Source organism: Microbacterium sp. NPDC055988 (assembly GCF_042269505.1).
Classification (GTDB): domain Bacteria; phylum Actinomycetota; class Actinomycetes; order Actinomycetales; family Microbacteriaceae; genus Microbacterium.
In genome coordinates, this window is the sequence record NZ_JBHJXY010000001.1 from 2,856,361 (window position 1) to 2,875,323 (window position 18,963).

Consider the following 18,963-nt stretch of genomic DNA (forward strand, 5'->3'; position numbering starts at 1 on the left):
CCTCTTCTCGGGGTCGGGAGGCCTGTCTTCCCTTTTCAAGCAGGAAGGAGCGCACCATGGCGAAGTCATCGTCACGGTCGTCCGGAAAGCCCTCGAAAGGCCAGCTGAGCAAGGCGGGTCGCGTCCTCGCGACCGACTCGTCGGGCAAGGCGGCCAAGTCGAAGGCCGGATCGACGCTCGGCAAGGGCTGAGATGAGAGGAGGGCCGGTGACACTGTCGCCGGCCCTCCTTGTCACTCTTTCATCGCCGAGAACGTGTCGGGACTTCACGATTGGGCGCTCATCCTGCGTCAGCATCCCGAGCGGGATGAGGAAGCAGCACAGCATGACGAACGTCAGCTTTGAGTTCAACGAAGAAGGACTGCGCCGCGTCGCGGAAGAAGCCGTCAGGGACACGGCGGCGCAGCAGACGCAGGATCTGGAGCGCCTGCGGCAGCAGTACACCGGCCAGCCGATTGAGGCGATCCGTCCGGCGTTGCAGCAGCTCTTCGCTGGGTACGGCGGCAGCATCACCGAGCCGGATCTGTCGGATTGGGCACAGCTGATCCACGACGGTACGCGGATCGAGATGACGCCTGAGCCGATCGACTGGAGCCGGTGATGTCGGAAGAGCTCGATCCCAACCTGCTGACGCACCAGTACCTCTACGTCCCGTGGACGGATGGTGTCGACATGCTGGCTATCGGTGAAGCACTTGGGCTCTACGTCGCCCAGCACTTCAAGGTGCGACCCACGATCGTCACCGTAACCAAGCAGAGCGTGAGCACCAGACGGAGCTTCGAGAAGCTGAACATCGTCACCGAGCGCTCTGGTTTCGTGCCTGAGAACAGCGTGGTGATCGCCTGGTGCCCGAGTCGGAAAGTGATGCAGAAGGTCTACGACCGGAAAAGCTTCGTCGTCCTGGTTGAGTGGCCGAGTGAACGGTTCGAGGCCTGGGCGAAGCTCGTCGGCGCCTACAACGTGGTCACGCGCGAGGTCATGAGCGCCAACCTGAATAATGAGGCGGTGAAAGCGCTAGAAGGCGTCGTCTGGGAGGGGTACAACGGTTGGCACGACGAGACTGCCCGCATGCTCACGCTTGCCCGGCTCCGTGAGCTTGACGAGGCGGGCGGTTACGACCGCGACATCGTGATCCAGTACGCGGTGATGGAGCGAAGCCTCACCAGCATCGAGCGACTGGAGAAGATTTTGAATCAGTTCGAGGCATCGCGGGTGGCCGCGTAACTGATACTGCCTGCTCAAACCCTGCCGCCTCGGCTGGTTACCTCAGCTGAGGCGGCACGGGGAGCACTGGAGAAGAACCCAGCTTGAGTTCAGGGCAAGTCATCTGGTGGTCAAGCCGAGCGCATGGTCCTCGCGGGTTCTTCTCTTTATGTCTGCGCATGACTCTGAAGCATGAACGGGGTTCATTCAAGGCGTCCACCGCCGTAGTTTTTACAACGCTCGCGACCGGAAGATTGACGCCAGAAATCGTCGGTTCATACTCAGCGTCGTTCCTCGTCGGTATGCGGCTCGAAGGAGAACCATCCAGGTTCGCCGGCCGCTCCCGATGAGGAGGCTCACCATGAGTGAGAACAACCAAGCCGAGGTGCCCTCCACGGCACTCGGCCCGATCCGCACCCTCGCGGTGCGCGTCGCAGACGGACTGCGGGCGCAACTGGACGTCATCGCCCAGCTCAACGACCGTTCCGTCACCGAAGAGATCCGTATCGCCCTGGAGGTCTGGGTCGAGACCAGCAAGTCCGACCCCAAGGTCCTCGCCAGGGCCGAGACGGTGCGCGCCGAGATCGACCGCGAGGCCAAGACCAAGCAGAGCGCGATCGAAGCCATCTTCGGCGGCGCGGGAGCGAAGGCTCCGCGTGCCAAGTCAGGCTCCGCCTGACACACAAGGCTCCCTCTCACTGGGGGAGAGGGGCGGCTGTCCCGGGGATCTGAGCGTTTGGGGACGCTCTCCCCGGGCAGCTGCCCGGAATCACTTCCCTGCCCTCGTTGCTGCCCCGCGGCTTGCCAGAGAACCATTCAGGTTCTCGGCCGCGACAACAGTAAGGAGGTGGGAACGATGGTTCAAGGAATCGTCATCCCGCGGGACGGCGGCGGTGACCTTCGACTCGAAGAGCTCGCCGGTCTCCGGGACTTCCAAGAAGTCACGGGCGGCTGGATCGAACCCATTGAGCTCGACGGCATCGACGCCACGATCTAAGTCAACGGCGAAGCGCAACGTCACCCCGGCCCGTTCAACTCGCGGGCCACCGCGCTGCATTGGTACCACGGTCAGAATCGAGAGCGAGGGCTACTGCTCGGCGACGTCATCGTCACGGGGAGCGACCCAGGCGCAACGGCGGAGCAACTGCCGCGGGTCATCCATGGTCTGCTGGTTCACCGCGAGTTCGTGGTGCAGATCAGCCCAGACCGGGTGGTCTGGCACGACACCCCGCTGCGCTTCTCAACCATGTTCGAAGCGGCCATGTGGACGATGCTTATCGACGGCAACCTCGTTGAGGGTGTCGGACTGCGTATCGAAGCCCTCGATGGCTGCGACGAACATCCGCGGGAAAGTGTGCAGCCATGGTGAAGGCAATCGTCATCCCTGCGGACACTGAACTGCCGCTCCGCGAGATCGACACCACTCGGTCGGACGCCATTGCTCACGCGGTAGGCGGCTTCATGGAGGCCGTCGATCTCTACGAGCTCGGCATCACGGTACGTCAACGAGTCCGGGCTGCTACAGCATCTTCCGTTCAACGGCCGCGTCTCGTTCCTCTGGTGGTATCACGTCCCGGCAGTCCGCCGACGGGCCATGCTCGTGGGCGATGCCGTCATCGTGGGACTACCGGACGAGGACGGCGCCGATACTGAGGTGCCCGCATCCGCCCGCGAACTGCTATTCACAGAGGCGCACTACCGCGTAGAGGTGAAGCTCTCTGGCGAATACCGTTGGCGGCAAGGCCTTCCGATTCGCCTCGACTACTGGGAGGCGATCATGTGGGCAACGCTGTTGCTTGAGCAGATCCCCGGCGCGGAAGACGCACGCGTCGTCCCGGTCGAGCCCCATGAAGGTGCAGCCGCGGTCGCCTGACCTGCTTCCCTTACAGTCTCCGCCACGGCGGCGACCGCCCAGTTTCGAGAGCCACGCGCTTTCGGCTGGAGCGGTCGCCGCTCTTTCATTTGCGGGCCAGCAGAGGATCGATGAGTCTTCGCCGTGATAAGACCTTCGGGGTCGAGCGAATGATGTCCATGCCTGTCAAATCGTCGTACAAGCCGGGCGCGGGTCGCTGACGCGCGTGTGTTCTGCGTCATCTTGCTATCTTGCGATATGGCCAAAGGCAACTCCGACCTCGACGAGACCGAACAGCGCGCCGCAAGAGCGATGCGCGCGACCTACGGCCCGGGGTGGGCCATCGTCCCGACGGATGTCGCTGGAGCCCCAGCCGGAACTCACGACTTCGAGCTGACGAATGGTTCCCAGACGGTTGCCGTCGAGGTCTCGATGATCGCCGAGGAGGCGATTCTTCGGGACTCGGCGAGTTGGTCACGTCACGTTCCGGATCTCTCCGTCACGCTCGATGGACTTTCGCATGGCTGGATCGTTGTGGCCTCGACTCGCGGTCACGCTCGCCGGACTACGCTCGGCTTGAAGACGTGGCTTCGTGAGCTGGAGAAACTCGGGCTCCGCGCCATACGCACGGAACGCTGGCAGGACCAAATGTTCACGCCGGCAACGGGCCGTCCGCCCGAGTTCCTTACCCTGCATGCGATGGCAAGCGTCGGGTCGTTTCGGCTGAGGTAGCAGAGACGCTGCCTCCCGGTGTCTGTACGTTCATGCTGATCGACGACGGGTTCCACTGGAATCCGGATGACGACGTCTATATCTCGGAATTCGTGTCCGACCAACTGGCAGATCAACATTTGTCCGATGTGGAGAAGGTCGGGAGAGCTGCTGCAGACCGCCGCGCACTCTTTCTGTGGCTCGACGCTACGAGCTACTTCGACGTCATCCGCCGTCTGGACAACGGCCTCCTCTCGGGCTCCGTGACCGAGACCGGCACCGTCGATGAGGTGTGGCTTGGTCGGCACCTGGTGGATGGAACCGTCCTCGCTTACAGATGGCGCGCGCCCGATGGCTGGACGTCGCATGCTCTGCCGCAGGAAGCGTCCTAGCGGGTTCCGCGCAGGACCGTGATGATCAAAAGCGAGTGGCACGGATGAAGCTAAGTTAGCGTGACCAAGCTGAGCTGGCGGCGGTCGGCGAAGTACTTGAGTCCGACGACCAGCTTCGTCTGACGCCCGTCGGAGCGCGGTAATTCCAGCATGATCGTGAACTGCACGGTGCCGTCGATGTTTGTCTGCAGGCGGTAGATGTAATCGTTCTCGATCTCGGCACGAATGACTGCTGCGAGATCTTCTCGTGAGTGTTCGTCGAGCCCCGCGATCTTCAGGAGTTCGCCCTTCGCCGACCGGAGGTACCCAAACTTGGCTTCGGGGATGAGGACTTCAAAGTCGTTCAACTCCATGGGGTCATCCGAAATGGCGTTGAGTGAGACGAGCAGGTCGTCGCGATGGAGCGGTGCCCGCTGCGACTGGATCTTGTACGAGAGCAATGGTGCGAAGAGCGCACTCACAGTGCTCACGGTTCTGAACCCGAAGCTGTCGAAGGGCAACCCAATCTCGTTGCTCGTACCGACAAGTGGCTCGTCGAGCCCGTGGTCTGTGATGACAGCGCCGCGGTGCTGCACGAATGCGGCGGGGAGCATGTCCGCCACCTCGGTTCGGAACGCCGAGTGATGGGTGGCGGGAACATGTCCGAGATAGCCAGGCGTATCGACGAATGATGTATGAAGAGTTGTCACCTGCGTCGCCGACAGATTGTTCAGGTAGACGCAGTAGATGAGCTGCTCGCCCCAGTCCGAAAGCGTGCCTCGGACGAGGCCTGAGTACAGGGCGAGCTCGCGCGTGGCGCTCGGGTGCCATCCGATGTCTCCGTGCAGCACACTTCGGGTGGCCTTCCGATCAAGGAGTGGTAGGAGCCGTCTTGTCACGGCATGGCTATACCACCAGTCACCGAGGGCATCGACGTTGAAGAGCAGCGCCATCTCGTGCCGCTTCGTGCTGGGCACGAGAGCCGGGCCGAGTTGCTCGTAGTCGATCCCGTATTCTGCGAGGCCTCGGACAAGGCTGTCGTAGTGCTCACGGATCCAGCGGCGGAACTGAGCCGCGTTCATCTTGAACGTCGCTCGATCGACCTCTAAGCCGTACGAGTGCCTTTGATTCAGCGTGAGGATTGACGGCATCTGCTCTCCATGTAGCCGGTTGGCGCTCCGTCGCATGGTCTATGCAGGACGGGACAGATAGCGTATAAGTAAGGGCAGCGCCACGCGGCTGTTGAGCACTCGCTCCGGCCGCTACGCCACACCCCAGACTCTGGCTTCCGGACGATGTCCGCGTGCCCCGATACCCTGAGAGCAGTCCTGGGAGGACATCAAGTTACTGCGCGCGTTGTCGCGCGTTGGAGGAACCACACAGCATGACCCAAGCCACCTACAGCCGACCGAAACTCTCAACCGAGGAGTGCGTCAGCGAGCGCAGCGCGACCATCCAGTCGCCGAAGGTGGTGACGTGGTAGTGGCTCTCAAGAAGTCGGACCTCTATAGCTCACTGTGGGCAAGCTGTGATCAGCTCCGTGGCGGCATGGACGCGAGCCAGTACAAGGACTACATCCTGACGATGTTGTTCATGAAGTACGTCTCGGACAAGGCGAAGTCGGATCCCGACAGTCTCATCGAGGTGCCTGAGGGTGGCTCGTTCGACGACATGTTCGCCGCGAAGAACGATAAGGAGATCGGCGACCGCTTCAACAAGATCATCGGCAAGCTGGCCGACGCCAACGGTCTCCGGAATGTCATCGATCAGGCAGACTTCAACGACCCGGAGAAGCTCGGCAACGGTAAGGAGATGCAAGACCGCCTCTCGAAGCTCGTAACGATCTTCCGCGATCTGGACTTCCGTGGTTCCCGGGCAGAGGGCGACGACCTGCTGGGCGATGCGTACGAGTACCTGATGCGCCACTTCGCCACGGAGTCGGGCAAGAGCAAGGGGCAGTTCTACACGCCTGCCGAGGTCTCACGCGTGCTCGCCAAGGTTGTCGGCATCGGAAACTTGACCAGTCAAGACGAAACCGTCTACGACGGTGCCTGCGGATCCGGCTCTCTGCTACTGAAGGCCGCCGCGGAGGCGCCCCGCGGGATGACGATCTACGGCCAGGAGAAGGACAACGCGACCTGGGCGCTGGCCAGGATGAACATGATCCTCCACGGCAACGCGACTGCGGAGATCTTCAAGGGCGATACAATCACGAGCCCGAGCCCGCAGCTCACGAACGGCAAGAGCCTGAAGACTTTCGACTACGTCGTCATGAACCCCCCGTTCTCCATCAAGTCATGGAACAACGGCCTCGAAGAGGACTTCGGTCGGTTTGAGTACGGCATGCCACCTGAGAAGAACGGCGACTTTGCCTTCCTCCTCCACGCCCTCACGTCCTTGAAGTCTGAGGGCAAGGCGGCCGTCATCCTGCCGCATGGCGTGCTGTTCCGTGGCAACGCGGAGGGGAACATCCGACGCGAACTCCTCAAGCGCGGCTTCATCAAGGGCATCATCGGTCTGCCAGCGAACCTCTTCTATGGCACGGGAATCCCTGCGTGCATTGTGCTCCTTGATAAGGAGAACGCCGTCAGCCGAACCGGCGTCTTCATGGTGGACGCCAGCAAGGGCTTCATCAAGGACGGCAACAAGAACCGACTCCGTGACCAAGACATCCACAAAATCGTCGACACCTTCAACCGCCAGCTCACGATTGACGGCTACTCGCGCATGGTCCCGATGAGCGAAATCGCCGATCCGAAGAACAACTTCAACCTCAACATCCCGCGCTACATCGACAGCTCGGAGCCCGAGGACCTTCAGGATCTGTCAGCACATCTGCACGGTGGCATCCCGAATCACGACGTCGACGCGCTCCAGAAGTACTGGGATGCACTGCCTGCTCTGAAGGCCGCGTTGTTCGAGCCGCTCCGCGAGGGCTATTCAAGGCTCAAAGTTGACCCGTCTGAGGTCCAGGAGTACGCGCTCAATCGCAGCGGTCTGGAGTTCATCCGCGCAGACGTCGAAAGTGTCGTGAATGCTTGGTTTGCGTCGCATCGGGAGGCGTTGCTCGGCATTACTGCGGATACTACGCCGAATGATCTGATTCGCGACCTCGGAGACGACCTGCTCGCCCGCTTCAAAGACATGCCGCTGCTCGACGAGTACGACGTCTACCAGCAACTCATGAGCTACTGGAACGACACGATGCACGACGACGTGTATCTGCTCATGACTGAGCTCGGAAACGGTGGATCGTGGGCCAGCGCTGCCAAGCCTCGCCCCACAATCGAGGATAAGGAGCGCAAACTCGCCGAGGACGCAGACCTGGAGATCGGCAGCGGGCGCGCCAAGAAGAAGTTCAAGATGGACCTCATCCCGCCGGCCCTCATAGTGTCCCGATACTTCGGCGCAGAAAAGGCGAAGGTCGAAGGGCTCCAAGTCGCCGCTGACGACGCGACCCTCGCCGTCGAGGAGTACGTCGAAGAGCATGCCGTTGAAGAGGGCCTGCTTGCCGAGGCCGTGGATGACGAGAAGATCTCGAAGGTGCTGGCAGCCAGACGCCTGCGCGAGATCAGGGGCTCAGGCGACAAGGGAGAGATCGCCGCGCTCAGCCATCTGATCAAGCTCTACGGCCATGAAGCCACAGCGAAGAAGGCGGCAAAAGACGCTCGGGCCAAGCTCGATGAGTGGACGCTTCGCAAGTACGGCGCCATCACGGACAGCGACGTACAGGAGCTCCTGCTAGATCAGAAGTGGCGATCGGTTCTTCTTGAGCGCATTGACGGGGCGGTGAGCAACCTCACCCTTGCGCTCGTGGGTCGCCTCCGTGTACTTGGCGAGCGTTATGGAGAGACGGTGGGAGATCTCGAGTTGCGGCTCGCTGAAATCGACCGCCAAGTGGCGGCGCACCTAGCGGCGATGGGAGTTCGCTAGTGGTACAGAAAACCCTCGGAGACATCTCAACCTTCATCACGAAGGGGGCGACGCCCACGACGTATGGCTACAAGTGGCAAGCGTTCGGCGTGCCCTTCCTTCGTAGCGAATGCGTCTCCAGCCACGGACTGGACTTGCGCCAGTCGATGTTCATCTCCGAGAGCGCGGACCAGGCGTTGCGTCGTAGCCGTGTCAAGGATGGTGACATTCTGATGACCATTACCGGCAACGTAGGGCGCGTCGTGCGGCTTAGGGGTGTCGGATCAGCGAATATCAACCAGCACATCGCCCGCATCCGCGTGAAGGATGGGACCTTCGACTCTGGCTTCATCTATCACCTGCTCTCGCAGCAGTCGATGCGTGAGTACTACGAGTCGATCGTTACTGGACAGGCCTATCCCCAAATCAGCCTGACGCAGGTCAGATCGACTTTGGTTCCCGAGACCGGGATCAGGGAGCAGCAAGCGATCGCTTCTGCGCTTGATGACGCCGACGACTTGATCGGAACTCTCGAGCGACTCCTGGCCAAGAAGCGCTCGATCGTCCACGGCATGAGGCAGGAGCTCCTTACCGGTCGGACGCGTCTACCGGGGTTCGATTCGCCTTGGACGCCGATGGCTGTCGCTGCGCGCTCGGTCATGAAAGCCCGTATCGGCTGGCAGGGCCTCAAGACAGACGAGTATCGAACTAGTGGCGACTACCGACTCGTCGGCGGAACGGACTTCGTGGACGGGCGCGTCAACTGGCAGACAACCCCCTATGTGGATAAGTGGAGGTTCGACCAGGACCAGTACATCCAGCTTCGCGTCGGCGACGTTCTTCTGACTAAGGACGGCTCGATTGGGAAGACTGCATACGTCGATGCCCTACCTGGCCCTGCAACGCTTAACAGCGGGGTGTTCGTTATCCGCCCGATTCGTGACGCGTATGACCCTCGCTTTTTCTACCTGATGCTTCGTTCGCGAGCCTTCGCTGATTTTCTAGGACGACTATCTGCCGGGTCTACAATCTCCCACCTCTATCAGCGTGACCTCGTGACTCTAGTCCTCGACGTTCCGCCGTCTCTGGAAGAGCAACAGGCGATCGCTGGGGTCCTGCTCGAGGCTGAGCAAGAAATTGTCGTGGTTCGTAGGCAATTGGCCAAAGCGAACTCGATCAAGCAAGGAATGATGCAGCAACTCCTCACGGGCCGGGTGCGCCTCCCCATGGAGGATGCCGCATGAGTGGCCTAAACACCGAGTGGGCGCTCGAGCAACTCGACCATTTCATTAGTGCAACGACGGTGACGTACATCGAGTCACCGCCTGGATCGATCGGGTTTCACAGCTACAGAACCGCCGCGCCGGAGGACGACATTATTAAGAAGGCTCAAGTAGTTGAGCAGATCCTCGATCGCGTCGTTCGCGGTTGGCGGGGCCAGATCAAGAAGAAGGACCAGCAGAAGTGGTCGGTTCACTACGAAGCTTCGGTTAGGGCGCGAGAGGCTCTCCTCCGTTCGGACGAGGTCCGGCAGAACCTCGGCGACGACGCGCCGGAGATCTCTGCAGCCAACCTGCACCCGTGGATCTGGAGCGGCGCGCGGTCGCTGTGGCAGTCCGGCCACTTCGTCCAGGCTGTGCGCGACGCCGCGACGAAGCTCAACGCCGAGACTCAGAACAAAGTCGGTCGCCGCGATGTCAGTGAGACGGATCTCTTCAAGCAGTCGTTCTCCTTTGATGAAGCGAAGCCGGGGAAATCGCGCCTGCGACGCACGCGACCCGAGGACAGCAACACTTACCGGTCGCTGCAGCGCGGCGCGATGACGTTCGCCGAGGGGGTCTTTGCCGGTATTCGCAATCCGCTCTCGCATGAGGCGGACCAGGAGCTTTCCGAGCAGGTGGCACTTGAGTACCTGGCGGCGCTGAGCGTGCTTGCGCGCTGGGTGGATGAATCAACAGTGGAGCACGCAGGGGGCGCGTCATGAGCACAGTGGGACAGATCGAGAAGAAGACACAAGACCGCGTCATGAAGCTGTTCACGGAGCAGCTTGACTACGAGTACCTCGGAGACTGGCACGACGGCAACCGGACGAACGGCATCGAGGCCGATCTGCTCAGCCAGAACCTGCGTGCCCGGAACTACGACGGCGCGCTCATCACTCGCGCGATTGAGCAGCTAGAGAAAGCTGCCGCCGTGGGTGTCGGCCACAACCTCTACGAAGCGAACCGGGACGTCTACCAGCTGCTCCGTTACGGCGTGAAGGTCAAGGCGGCCGCTGGCGAATCAACACAGACGGTTTGGCTCATCGACTGGCAGACTCCGTCCGCCAACCACTTCGCGCTCGCTGAAGAGGTCACGGTGCTCGGCCACCACACCAAGCGCCCGGACATCGTCCTCTACGTCAACGGGCTGGCACTCGGCGTCATCGAGCTGAAGCGCTCCAAGGTGTCCCTTACCGAGGGCATTCGGCAGTCCATCGGCAACCAGAGCAAGGACTTCATCCGTCCGTTCTTCTCAACCGTCCAGTACCTGTTCGCCGGCAACGACGCCGAAGGGCTTCGCTACGGCGTCATCGACACGGCCGAGAAGTACTGGCTCGAGTGGAAGGAAGAGTCGGACGTCGACTCGCCGCTCGATCGCGCCCTCGTGCAGATGTGCTCCAAAGGCCGTCTTCTGGAACTGATTCACGACTTCATCGTGTTCGATAAGGGCGTCAAGAAGGGTCCGCGTCACAACCAATACTTCGGCGTCAAGGCAGCGCAGAAGCGTATCGCCCAGCGCGAGGGCGGCATCATCTGGCACACCCAAGGCTCGGGCAAGAGCCTGACAATGGTGTGGCTGGCTAAGTGGATCCGCGAGTCCCAAGTCGGCACCGATCCACGCGTGCTCATCATCACCGACCGCACCGAACTCGACGATCAGATCGAGAAGGTCTTCAAGGGAGTCAACGAGTCCATCTATCGGACCAAGAGCGGTGCCGACCTCATCTCGACGCTGAACACGTCGGAAGAGTGGCTCATCGGCTCGCTCGTTCACAAGTTCCGCGACAGCGGTGACAACACTGACGCCGATACCGACGACTACATCGCGGAGCTCAGCGCCGCACTCCCGAAGGACTTCCGCGCCAAGGGCAATATCTTCGTCTTCGTCGACGAGGCCCACCGAACCCAGTCCGGCAGGATGCACCGCGCCATGAAGCAGCTCCTACCCGACGCGATGTTTATCGGCTTCACGGGCACGCCCCTCCTGAAGGCTGACAAGGCGACCAGCATTGAAACCTTCGGGTCATTCATCCACACGTACAAGTTCAATGAAGCGGTGAGCGACGGAGTCGTCCTTGACCTTCGCTACGAAGCGCGCGACATCGACCAGGACCTGACCTCGCCCGCGCACGTCGACAAGTGGTTTGAAGCGAAGACCAAGGGTATGACCGACCTGTCCCGCGCCGAGCTCAAGAAGCGCTGGGGCACCATGCAGAAGGTCGTCTCCAGCAAGTCCCGCGCGGAGCAGATCGTCGCCGACATCCTGCTCGACATGGAGACGAAGCCGCGGCTCATGGACCGCCGCGGCAACGCGATGCTCGTCGGCGCCAGTATCTATCAGGCATGCAAGTTCTACGACCTGTTCGTCAGCGCGGGCTTCAAAGGCAAGTGCGCGATCGTCACGAGCTATCAGCCCAACGTCACGGAGATCTCGAAAGAGGATGCGGGCGCGGGCAAGACCGAGAAGCTTGCGCAGTACGACATCTATCGCCGCATGCTGGCCGACTACTTCGACGAATCCGAAGACGCTGCCATGGGGCGCGTCGAAGAGTTCGAGGCTGCGGTCAAGAAGCAGTTCATCGAGGAGCCGGGCCAGATGCGGCTGCTCATCGTGGTGGACAAGCTCCTCACAGGCTTTGACGCGCCGAGTGCCACCTACCTTTACATCGACAAGAAGATGCAAGATCACGGGCTGTTCCAAGCGATCTGCCGCGTGAATCGCCTCGACGGCGACGACAAGGACTACGGCTACATCGTTGACTATCGGGACCTGTTCAACTCGCTCGAGAGCGCCATCAACGACTACACCTCGGGCGCACTCGAGGGGTACGAGAAGCAAGACATCGAAGGGCTGCTGACGGACCGAATCGACAAGGCTCGGGATGATCTTGACGATGCCCTGGAGCGGATCCGTGCGCTCTGCGAGCCGGTGCTCCCTCCTAAGGGAACGGATCAGTATCGTGCATACTTCGTTGCGAAGGACGCGGGAGATGCTGATCAGATCAAGGTCAACGAACCGAAGCGCGTCGAACTCTATAAGGCGGTCTCGGCGGTCACGCGCGCCTTCGCAAACATTGCCAACGACATGATCGAGGCCGGCTACAGTCCTGCGGACGTCGAGAAGATCAAGAAGGAGATCGCTCACTACAGCGACGTACGTGCCGAGGTAAAGCTTGCTGCTGGCGAAGACGTCGACTTCAAGGCCTACGAAGCCGACATGCGCTTCCTGCTCGACACCTACATCAAGGCTGGCGCGTCGGAGGCGGTGTCGAACTTCGAGGACACAGGACTCATTGACCTGATCGTGAAGCTCGGTCCCGCCGCCATCGACAAGCTCCCGCCTGGCATCCGGAAGAGCAAAGATGCGGTCGCCGAGACCATCGTCAACAACATGCGCAAAGTCATCATCGACGAGCACGCGCTGAATCCGAAGTTCTACGACCGGATGAGTGAACTGCTCGACGCGATCCTTGAGGAACGACGAAAGCAGGCGCTCGACTATGAGACCTACCTCGCCAAGATCCTCGAGGCCGCGCAGCAGCTCGGCAACAAGGAAACCGGCAAGAGTTACCCCACGTGGGCGAAGCACGGTGGGCAGAAGGCCCTTATTGACACCCTCGACGACGATGCCGACCTCGCGTTCGCGATCGACTCCGCGGTGCGGAACGTGAAAAAGCACGACTGGGTCGACAACCCGATGAAGCGGAAGCAAGTCAAGCAAGCGGTCGCCCGCTCGTTGCCTGACGGCGATGCCCGGGTCGAGGCAGTCTTTGATCTCATGAGGTCGCGCGATGAGTACCGCTAGCGCATACCTCACCGTTCGCGGCCTCGACATCGACATCATCCGCAAGGACATCAAGCATCTTCACGTTGGCGTCTACCCGCCCGCGGGTCGCGTTCGCGTTGCTGCGCCGTTGGGTTTCGATGACGAGCACATCCGACTGGCCGTGATTCAGCGCCTCGCCTGGATTCGGCGTCAGCGCAAGGAGTTGCAGAGCGCCGAACGCCAGTCCGTTCGTGAGATGGTTACGGGCGAGTCGCACTACGTGTGGGGACGCCGGAAACGGCTGAAAGTAGTCGAACGACCCGGACGCGCGCATGTTGAGGTCGACGGCGATCGGCTCACGCTGTACGTCGGGCCGGAAGCGTCAGCTGAGCAGCGCCGCACCTATCTCGAGCGGTGGTATCGCGATCAGCTTCGCTCCGCGTTGCCTGATCTGATTAGCAAATGGGAACAGCGCCTCGAGGTGACCGTTCCGAGGTGGACCATCCGAAAGATGAAGACGAAATGGGGATCGTGTAACCGCGAAACGCACGGCCTCTGGTTCAACATCGAACTCGCCAAGAAGCACCCGGATTGCCTTGAGTACATCGTGGTGCACGAGCTCACGCACTACTTCGACGGTAACCATGGTGCACGCTTCGCGGCGTTGATGGACCGTAATCTCCCGGATTGGCGGTCGCGTCGCGACGAGCTCAATGGCGCACCGCTGGCCGAAGAGGACTGGTACGCGTGAAGAAGGCGAAGTTCTCAGCCAAAGCGAAGACGCCTACACACGAGGCGCTGTTTGCGCAGCCGACGGTCCATTTCACGCTCACGACACATCTCGGCCGCGACCTTGATCTAAGGACTGCAGTGCGGCAGCTCCTCGGGGACGACGTAGCGGTTTCTGCGGCCTGGCCCTCAGAGTTAGGGATCCGTGTAACTCCGTCGATGCGAAAGCTCGCACGCACGCTGGAGCGGACGAGGCGACTGAAGGACGACGCGGATCGGTTTCGACGGGAGCGGACTGCGGGGTCCTTGACGCGTTTCGTGCTGAGGCATCCGCTGATCATGTGGGGGGGACTTGCTCGAGGCAGCGGGTCCACTGAAGAACTGGAACCCAGCAGTGGTGATGGGTCGATCGATGAAGCACTCGAGTTTGGCCAAGAAGTCATTCTCAACGCACAGAAAATATCGGCCGTCGAGCGAGAGATGGACGCACGGCTGTTTGGTGGGCAGAGCCGCGACTTCGACCGCTTCGTGCGTCTGAATCTCCGCGGCTCGTACCACGACATTCGGTTACCTGCGTCGTCAGAAACCGCACATGTTGTCTTCGAACCACGACTCCTTCTACATTCATCGGGCGTATTGCAGCTCACTATTGCAGTGCCCCTCCACGCCAGACTCACGACGTCTCAGCTGATTCACCTGTCTCGATCGGACAGGATGGAGGTTGCGGCATCGCAAGTCCCGGAGCCGCTCCTTGCGCTACAGACCGAAGGGACCTGGGCAGACGAGCTAGATGCTGGTGCGCGTCTGTTCGTGCGAGATGTGGGCGAGGGATTGACGCTCGCGGACCTTATTCACGAGCATCTGCTCGTGGTTCGCAAGGCTCTCAAGCGCAGGGGCAATGCGCAGTGGAACATCCACGCAACGGTCTTTGCCTCCGCAGGAGCGTGTTGCAAGGAGCAGGACTCTTGGCGCAACATGCATTCGGATGACGCTGCTCAGGTGGCCGCGCGGTATCAGCCCAACGGAGGTTTCGACCGTGAACGCCTGCGAGGGATCAATCTCGCGCTGGAGACCGATCGTTTGCTGACGACGAATATCGGCTCGACGACGCTGATTGACTTCAGAAGTGGTGATCGCGAGCCCTTCCATGAACTCAACACGGTCTTGCTCGTCGAGCACGTCATGCTTCAGTACGCTCGGCTGCAAGACATCGAGGGCCGTGTGGCTAAGCCGCGTCTCTACGGGAAGAAGCTCACACGGCTTCAGCGAGACAGCGTTGACGTCTTCACCGACATGCGGCAACACGAATTGCGATATGGCTCGGCGCGTGAGATCGCGACGCGTCTACTCAACGAACTCGGTGCCCAGGATATGCGGCGCACGATCGAAACTGCTCTAGGTCTGGCGTCACAGAGTGATGCAACTCATCAGGCGACTGTTCAATCTCGCCGATCCATGGTGCTGACTGTGATCGCCACAGTCCTCGCAGTGCTGGTCGCGATACCTGCGCTTCAGGATCTGCTCACTCTGGTTTCGCAAACTCCGGACCTCGCGCACACCCCTTGGCTCCTCGCACCGTTCAAGTGGTTTGCGAGCCTCGGCGGATGGGGGCCCTGGGCGATCATTGCCGTGATCCTGGCTGCTGTCGTTACCTGGTGGCTGTTCCGCAAGCTCTGGTGGGCGCTGCGGTTTCTGGTGATCGTTGTGGGCGTGATTGTCGGCCGTCGAGGACCACTTGTGCCTCAGAGCCTTACTTTGACGGCGGACCTACGAGAGAGTACCGACTCGGCTATGGATGAAGAGGAAGAGAAGGAACCTGGGCTTGAAGTGGGAGGCCGTCGATGAAGCTTACGCGCGTCAAACTTGAAAACTACCGTCGGCTCGAGGACACGGAAATCGAGGTCCGCGACCACCTCGTCCTCGTTGGTGCGAACGACGTCGGCAAGTCATCGCTACTGCGCGCGATCGACCTGGTGCTGGGTGCCAGCACGGCCCAGCTGTATGCGAATCTCAGCGTCGATGATTTTCGTAACACCGAGCAGGAACTTCGGTTCGAGATTGAGCTTGTCGACTTCAGCCCTGACGAGAAGACATTGTTTGCAGACGAAATCTTCGTCGACCCTGTGACGAACGACCGATCACTTGCGATTCAGCTGACGGCCTCCGTCGACGCAAGTGAGTCGCTCAGTATCGCGAGAATTGGGCCGCATGCCGGCACCGGGCGTCAGCTGTCCCGCGATCAAATCACGGGGCTCGGGTGGAAGTTCCTCAGCGCAACAGCTCAGACGCGGGATCTTCGAGAGGACCGGCGCTCTGCACTTGACGACATGCTGCGCGCTGTCGAGCTCGGCGGGGAGAAGGCGGATTTCGACGCAATCTCCACGAGCTTTCAGAACGCGCTCAACGAGTCCGATACTCTCGGTGACCTCCGTAAGCAGTTGGCTCGTCAACTTTCGAAAGCTCTGCCCGAGAAGCTTCGAAAGAAGGACCTTTCGTTTGTCAGCGGTGCTTCTGCTGACGATGACGTGCTCAGCGATGTCCGACTCAGAGTCACAAAGGGTGGTGTCGAGCACGAACTTTCCGAGCAGTCCGACGGGACGCGCGCGTTGTACGCGATTGCCCTCTACGACCTCATAAGCGCGGGGGCAAACGTCGTCGGTATCGATGAGCCCGAGATCCACCTGCACCCCACGTCGCAGCGCAGCCTGGCGCGATTGCTCCGGGCCAGCAGCAATCAGAAGGTGCTGGCGACCCACTCCTCAGATATTGTGGGCGCGTTCGATGCGGACTCGATCGTCGTGGTTCGTCCGGGCGGCAAGATCGTCCAGCCCGATGCTGGCTTCCTTGCAGCGGACGAACGAACTTTCGTCAAGTGGTGGGTCAGAGACAAGCTGGAACCGCTCACCGCGACTCGCGTCGTCACGGTCGAGGGGCTCTCGGATCGCATCATCCTTGAGCGTGTCGCCGATCTTACGGATCGTAATCTTGATCGTCTCGGTGTATCCGTCATCGAAACGGACGGCGCGAGCGAGATTCGGCCGATTGCCAAGCTGTTCGGCCCGACCGGCTTCGACCTGGCGGTCTCGCGCCTCATAGATCTCGACGCAGAGCAGGAACTGGCAGACACGCTCGGCGTCGCGGTCGCTGACCTCCGCTCCCACTCGGTCCATACCTCGCAACGTGATCTCGAGGATGAATATGTCCGAGCGCTCGGCGGCGCGAACGTCCACGCCGCGCTGGCAAGCGGCGGGCACTTCTCGAAGAACGAACTCGGGAACTGCGTGCCGACCGGCGATGGGGGCGCATTCACGGACGAAGACGTTGCCTCCTTCTGCCGCGTTAACAAGCGCAAGGTCCGAGCGGCTCTCTCTGTGCTCCCGGTCCTGACTGCGTCGAACGCGTCCGCGATAACAAGCATCGATGACCTCCTCACGGAGATCGCGCCGTAAATGATCAGACCGACACCCTCTCAGATCGCGATCCGTGACACCGATGCTCGGGACCTCCTAGTCATCGCCCCGGCAGGCTGTGGCAAGACCGAGGCATTGGCTCTTCGCATCCAAGGGCTCCTTCAACGCGGCGACGTGAGCGCCCCGCAGAGGATTCTCGTGACCACGTTCTCGAACCGCGCCCGAGACAATATTCGCGAGCGTCTGCAGGACTACCTCCCGAGCGCGACTCTTCGTGATCGCGTCACCATCACCAACTTTCATGGACTCGCAGCTCGTCTCTTCCGCGCACACGCTAACGTCATTGGGCTCGACCCGTCGATGATCATCCCGGACGGCGATTGGGTGGGCGCACAATGCCGCGCCCAGGGGTTTGATTTCAACACGTCGGCCGCGGTGCAGACCACGCTGCGGAAAGCCAAGCAGGAGCCCCATACCGATGAAGAGGTGGAGACGTACTTGAGCGGACCGGGGCGAGAGGCCGCGCTCGCGATCGAGCGACTACGAGTCGCTGAGGGGAGGCTGACGTACGACGACCTCCCGCGATTGGCGGAGCTGATCCTCGCGAACGACCTCGTGGCGGACCTATACCAGGCACACTTTGGAAGCGTCATTGTCGATGAGTTTCAGGATCTCACTCCGCAGCAGCTGCGCATTGTGAACCGAATCGGATACAAGAAGACCACCTATGCGGGCGACCTGGCTCAGGGCATCTATGGCTTTGCCGGTGCTAAGCCGAGCGAGATTGATGCCGCGATCCGAGCCGAATGTACCGAGGTGATCGAGTTTTCGGAGTCGCATCGTTCGTCACCCGCTGTGCTGGCGATGGTGAACGCTATGTCGACTCTGACGGCCGGAACGCCGCTTACTGCTGCGGATCCTGGGTCATGGCCCAGCGGAGGGCTGGCCGCCTCCGTGGTACATCGTACGGCCGATGCGGAGGCGACGTGGGTGGCGCAGGTGGTCACAGCGCTCGTCGCTCGTGTGCCCGGCCAGAGAGTCGGAATTATCGCAAGGACGCTCGGCCGACGGCGTTTCGTAGAAGACGCATTGACGAGCGCTGGCGTTGCTTTCTACCGCTGGGACGACGGCGTCCTCGACACGGAAACGGCCCGCACCATCAAGTCAATGCTCGCGCGGTTCGACGTTCGTGGATATGACGCAGCCGGCGACAAGATGGCGTTTCTACGCGACGCGGCTGTTTTTGAATCAGTCACGGATCCGACGGGGCGCGAGAGTCTGCTCGGTGCCTTGCACTGGTGTCATGACCTTCTTCGCGACGGGACAACAGCTGCGGACATCCGTTCACGGATCCACATTGGTGATGCGAACACGTTGATCACGGCCTCCGGAGTCCACCTACTCACCGGCCATGTTGGTAAGGGCCAGCAGTTTGACTGGGTCGTAGTGGTGGGCCTTGAAGAAGGTGTCATCCCGGACTTTCGCGCGACGAGTGCGGACGAGAAGACCGAGGAAGCCAGGGTGCTCTCCGTCATGCTCTCTCGCGCGCGTCACGGCGTAGTCGTCAGTCGCGCGGCGTCCGTGCCAACGAATGCGGGGCGTCCGATGAATCGAACAGCTTCCTCATTCCTTGCCAACATCGCGACGGCCAGTCCGCTGGACGACACGGGCCTTGTCGAGTGGTTCAGCGCGGCTGATTGGGCCGCGATCGCCGTCCGGTAGGCCGAAGTACAGAAAGAGAAGACAGC

At 61.2% G+C, this 18,963-nt stretch carries 18 protein-coding genes; 17 read left to right on the forward strand and 1 reads right to left on the reverse strand.

Going from position 1 to position 18,963, the window contains the following annotated elements:
• The first annotated feature begins 56 nt into the window (after positions 1-56).
• The 9 genes from ACFC14_RS13630 to ACFC14_RS13670 all read left to right on the forward strand — a co-directional run bounded on the left by ACFC14_RS13630 (position 57) and on the right by ACFC14_RS13670 (position 4,157).
• Positions 57-191 carry a hypothetical protein gene (locus ACFC14_RS13630; protein ID WP_376105425.1) on the forward strand — a complete coding sequence of 45 codons (135 nt, stop codon included), beginning with the start codon at positions 57-59 and terminating at the stop codon, positions 189-191.
• A 133-nt stretch (positions 192-324) separates the two neighbouring features.
• Positions 325-600: a hypothetical protein gene (locus tag ACFC14_RS13635; RefSeq protein WP_376105428.1), complete on the forward strand. Its 276-nt coding sequence runs from the start codon at positions 325-327 to the stop codon at positions 598-600.
• Positions 600-1,223, forward strand: coding sequence for a hypothetical protein (locus ACFC14_RS13640; RefSeq protein WP_376105430.1), 624 nt, complete (start codon positions 600-602; stop codon positions 1,221-1,223). The genes ACFC14_RS13635 and ACFC14_RS13640 overlap by 1 nt, the downstream gene beginning before the upstream one ends.
• A gap of 340 nt (positions 1,224-1,563) precedes the next feature.
• Positions 1,564-1,881: a hypothetical protein gene (locus ACFC14_RS13645; RefSeq protein WP_376105433.1), complete on the forward strand. Its 318-nt coding sequence runs from the start codon at positions 1,564-1,566 to the stop codon at positions 1,879-1,881.
• A gap of 177 nt (positions 1,882-2,058) precedes the next feature.
• Entirely contained in the window at positions 2,059-2,199 is a 141-nt protein-coding gene (locus ACFC14_RS13650) for a hypothetical protein (protein ID WP_376105435.1), read from the forward strand.
• 189 nt (positions 2,200-2,388) lie between these two features.
• Entirely contained in the window at positions 2,389-2,571 is a 183-nt protein-coding gene (locus ACFC14_RS13655; protein WP_376105437.1) for a hypothetical protein, read from the forward strand.
• A 231-nt stretch (positions 2,572-2,802) separates the two neighbouring features.
• Positions 2,803-3,075, forward strand: coding sequence for a hypothetical protein (locus ACFC14_RS13660; RefSeq protein ID WP_376105440.1), 273 nt, complete (start codon positions 2,803-2,805; stop codon positions 3,073-3,075).
• A gap of 237 nt (positions 3,076-3,312) precedes the next feature.
• Positions 3,313-3,786 (forward strand): hypothetical protein, encoded by a 474-nt coding sequence (locus tag ACFC14_RS13665; RefSeq protein WP_376105442.1) that lies wholly within the window; start codon positions 3,313-3,315, stop codon positions 3,784-3,786.
• A gap of 32 nt (positions 3,787-3,818) precedes the next feature.
• Entirely contained in the window at positions 3,819-4,157 is a 339-nt protein-coding gene (locus ACFC14_RS13670; RefSeq protein WP_376105445.1) for a hypothetical protein, read from the forward strand.
• 50 nt (positions 4,158-4,207) lie between these two features.
• Here the strand turns inward: ACFC14_RS13670 and ACFC14_RS13675 are convergent, their stop codons facing one another.
• Entirely contained in the window at positions 4,208-5,287 is a 1,080-nt protein-coding gene (locus ACFC14_RS13675) for a hypothetical protein (RefSeq protein WP_376105448.1), read from the reverse strand.
• A gap of 331 nt (positions 5,288-5,618) precedes the next feature.
• On the opposite strand from ACFC14_RS13675, the gene ACFC14_RS13680 reads away from it, so the two are divergent.
• From ACFC14_RS13680 to ACFC14_RS13715, 8 genes are read left to right on the forward strand one after another with little or no spacing between them, the layout of a single operon-like run.
• On the forward strand, positions 5,619-8,069 hold the full coding sequence (locus tag ACFC14_RS13680; RefSeq protein ID WP_376105450.1) for an N-6 DNA methylase: 2,451 nt from the start codon (positions 5,619-5,621) through the stop codon (positions 8,067-8,069).
• Entirely contained in the window at positions 8,069-9,292 is a 1,224-nt protein-coding gene (locus ACFC14_RS13685; protein WP_376105452.1) for a restriction endonuclease subunit S, read from the forward strand. The genes ACFC14_RS13680 and ACFC14_RS13685 overlap by 1 nt, the downstream gene beginning before the upstream one ends.
• Complete coding sequence (locus tag ACFC14_RS13690) at positions 9,289-10,032, forward strand: TIGR02391 family protein (RefSeq protein WP_376105455.1); 744 nt, start codon at positions 9,289-9,291, stop codon at positions 10,030-10,032. The genes ACFC14_RS13685 and ACFC14_RS13690 overlap by 4 nt, the downstream gene beginning before the upstream one ends.
• Positions 10,029-13,115, forward strand: coding sequence for a type I restriction endonuclease subunit R (locus ACFC14_RS13695; RefSeq protein WP_376105457.1), 3,087 nt, complete (start codon positions 10,029-10,031; stop codon positions 13,113-13,115). The genes ACFC14_RS13690 and ACFC14_RS13695 overlap by 4 nt, the downstream gene beginning before the upstream one ends.
• A complete protein-coding gene (locus tag ACFC14_RS13700) occupies positions 13,102-13,827 on the forward strand; it encodes a M48 family metallopeptidase (RefSeq protein WP_376105460.1) in 726 nt (241 codons plus the stop codon). Before ACFC14_RS13695 ends, ACFC14_RS13700 begins: the two co-directional genes overlap by 14 nt.
• On the forward strand, positions 13,824-15,650 hold the full coding sequence (locus ACFC14_RS13705; RefSeq protein ID WP_376105462.1) for a hypothetical protein: 1,827 nt from the start codon (positions 13,824-13,826) through the stop codon (positions 15,648-15,650). Before ACFC14_RS13700 ends, ACFC14_RS13705 begins: the two co-directional genes overlap by 4 nt.
• Positions 15,647-17,254, forward strand: a complete 1,608-nt coding sequence (locus ACFC14_RS13710) for an ATP-dependent endonuclease (protein WP_376105464.1) — start codon at positions 15,647-15,649, stop codon at positions 17,252-17,254. The genes ACFC14_RS13705 and ACFC14_RS13710 overlap by 4 nt, the downstream gene beginning before the upstream one ends.
• Entirely contained in the window at positions 17,255-18,937 is a 1,683-nt protein-coding gene (locus ACFC14_RS13715; protein WP_376105466.1) for a UvrD-helicase domain-containing protein, read from the forward strand. It begins immediately after the preceding gene.
• The last annotated feature ends 26 nt before the right edge of the window (positions 18,938-18,963 follow it).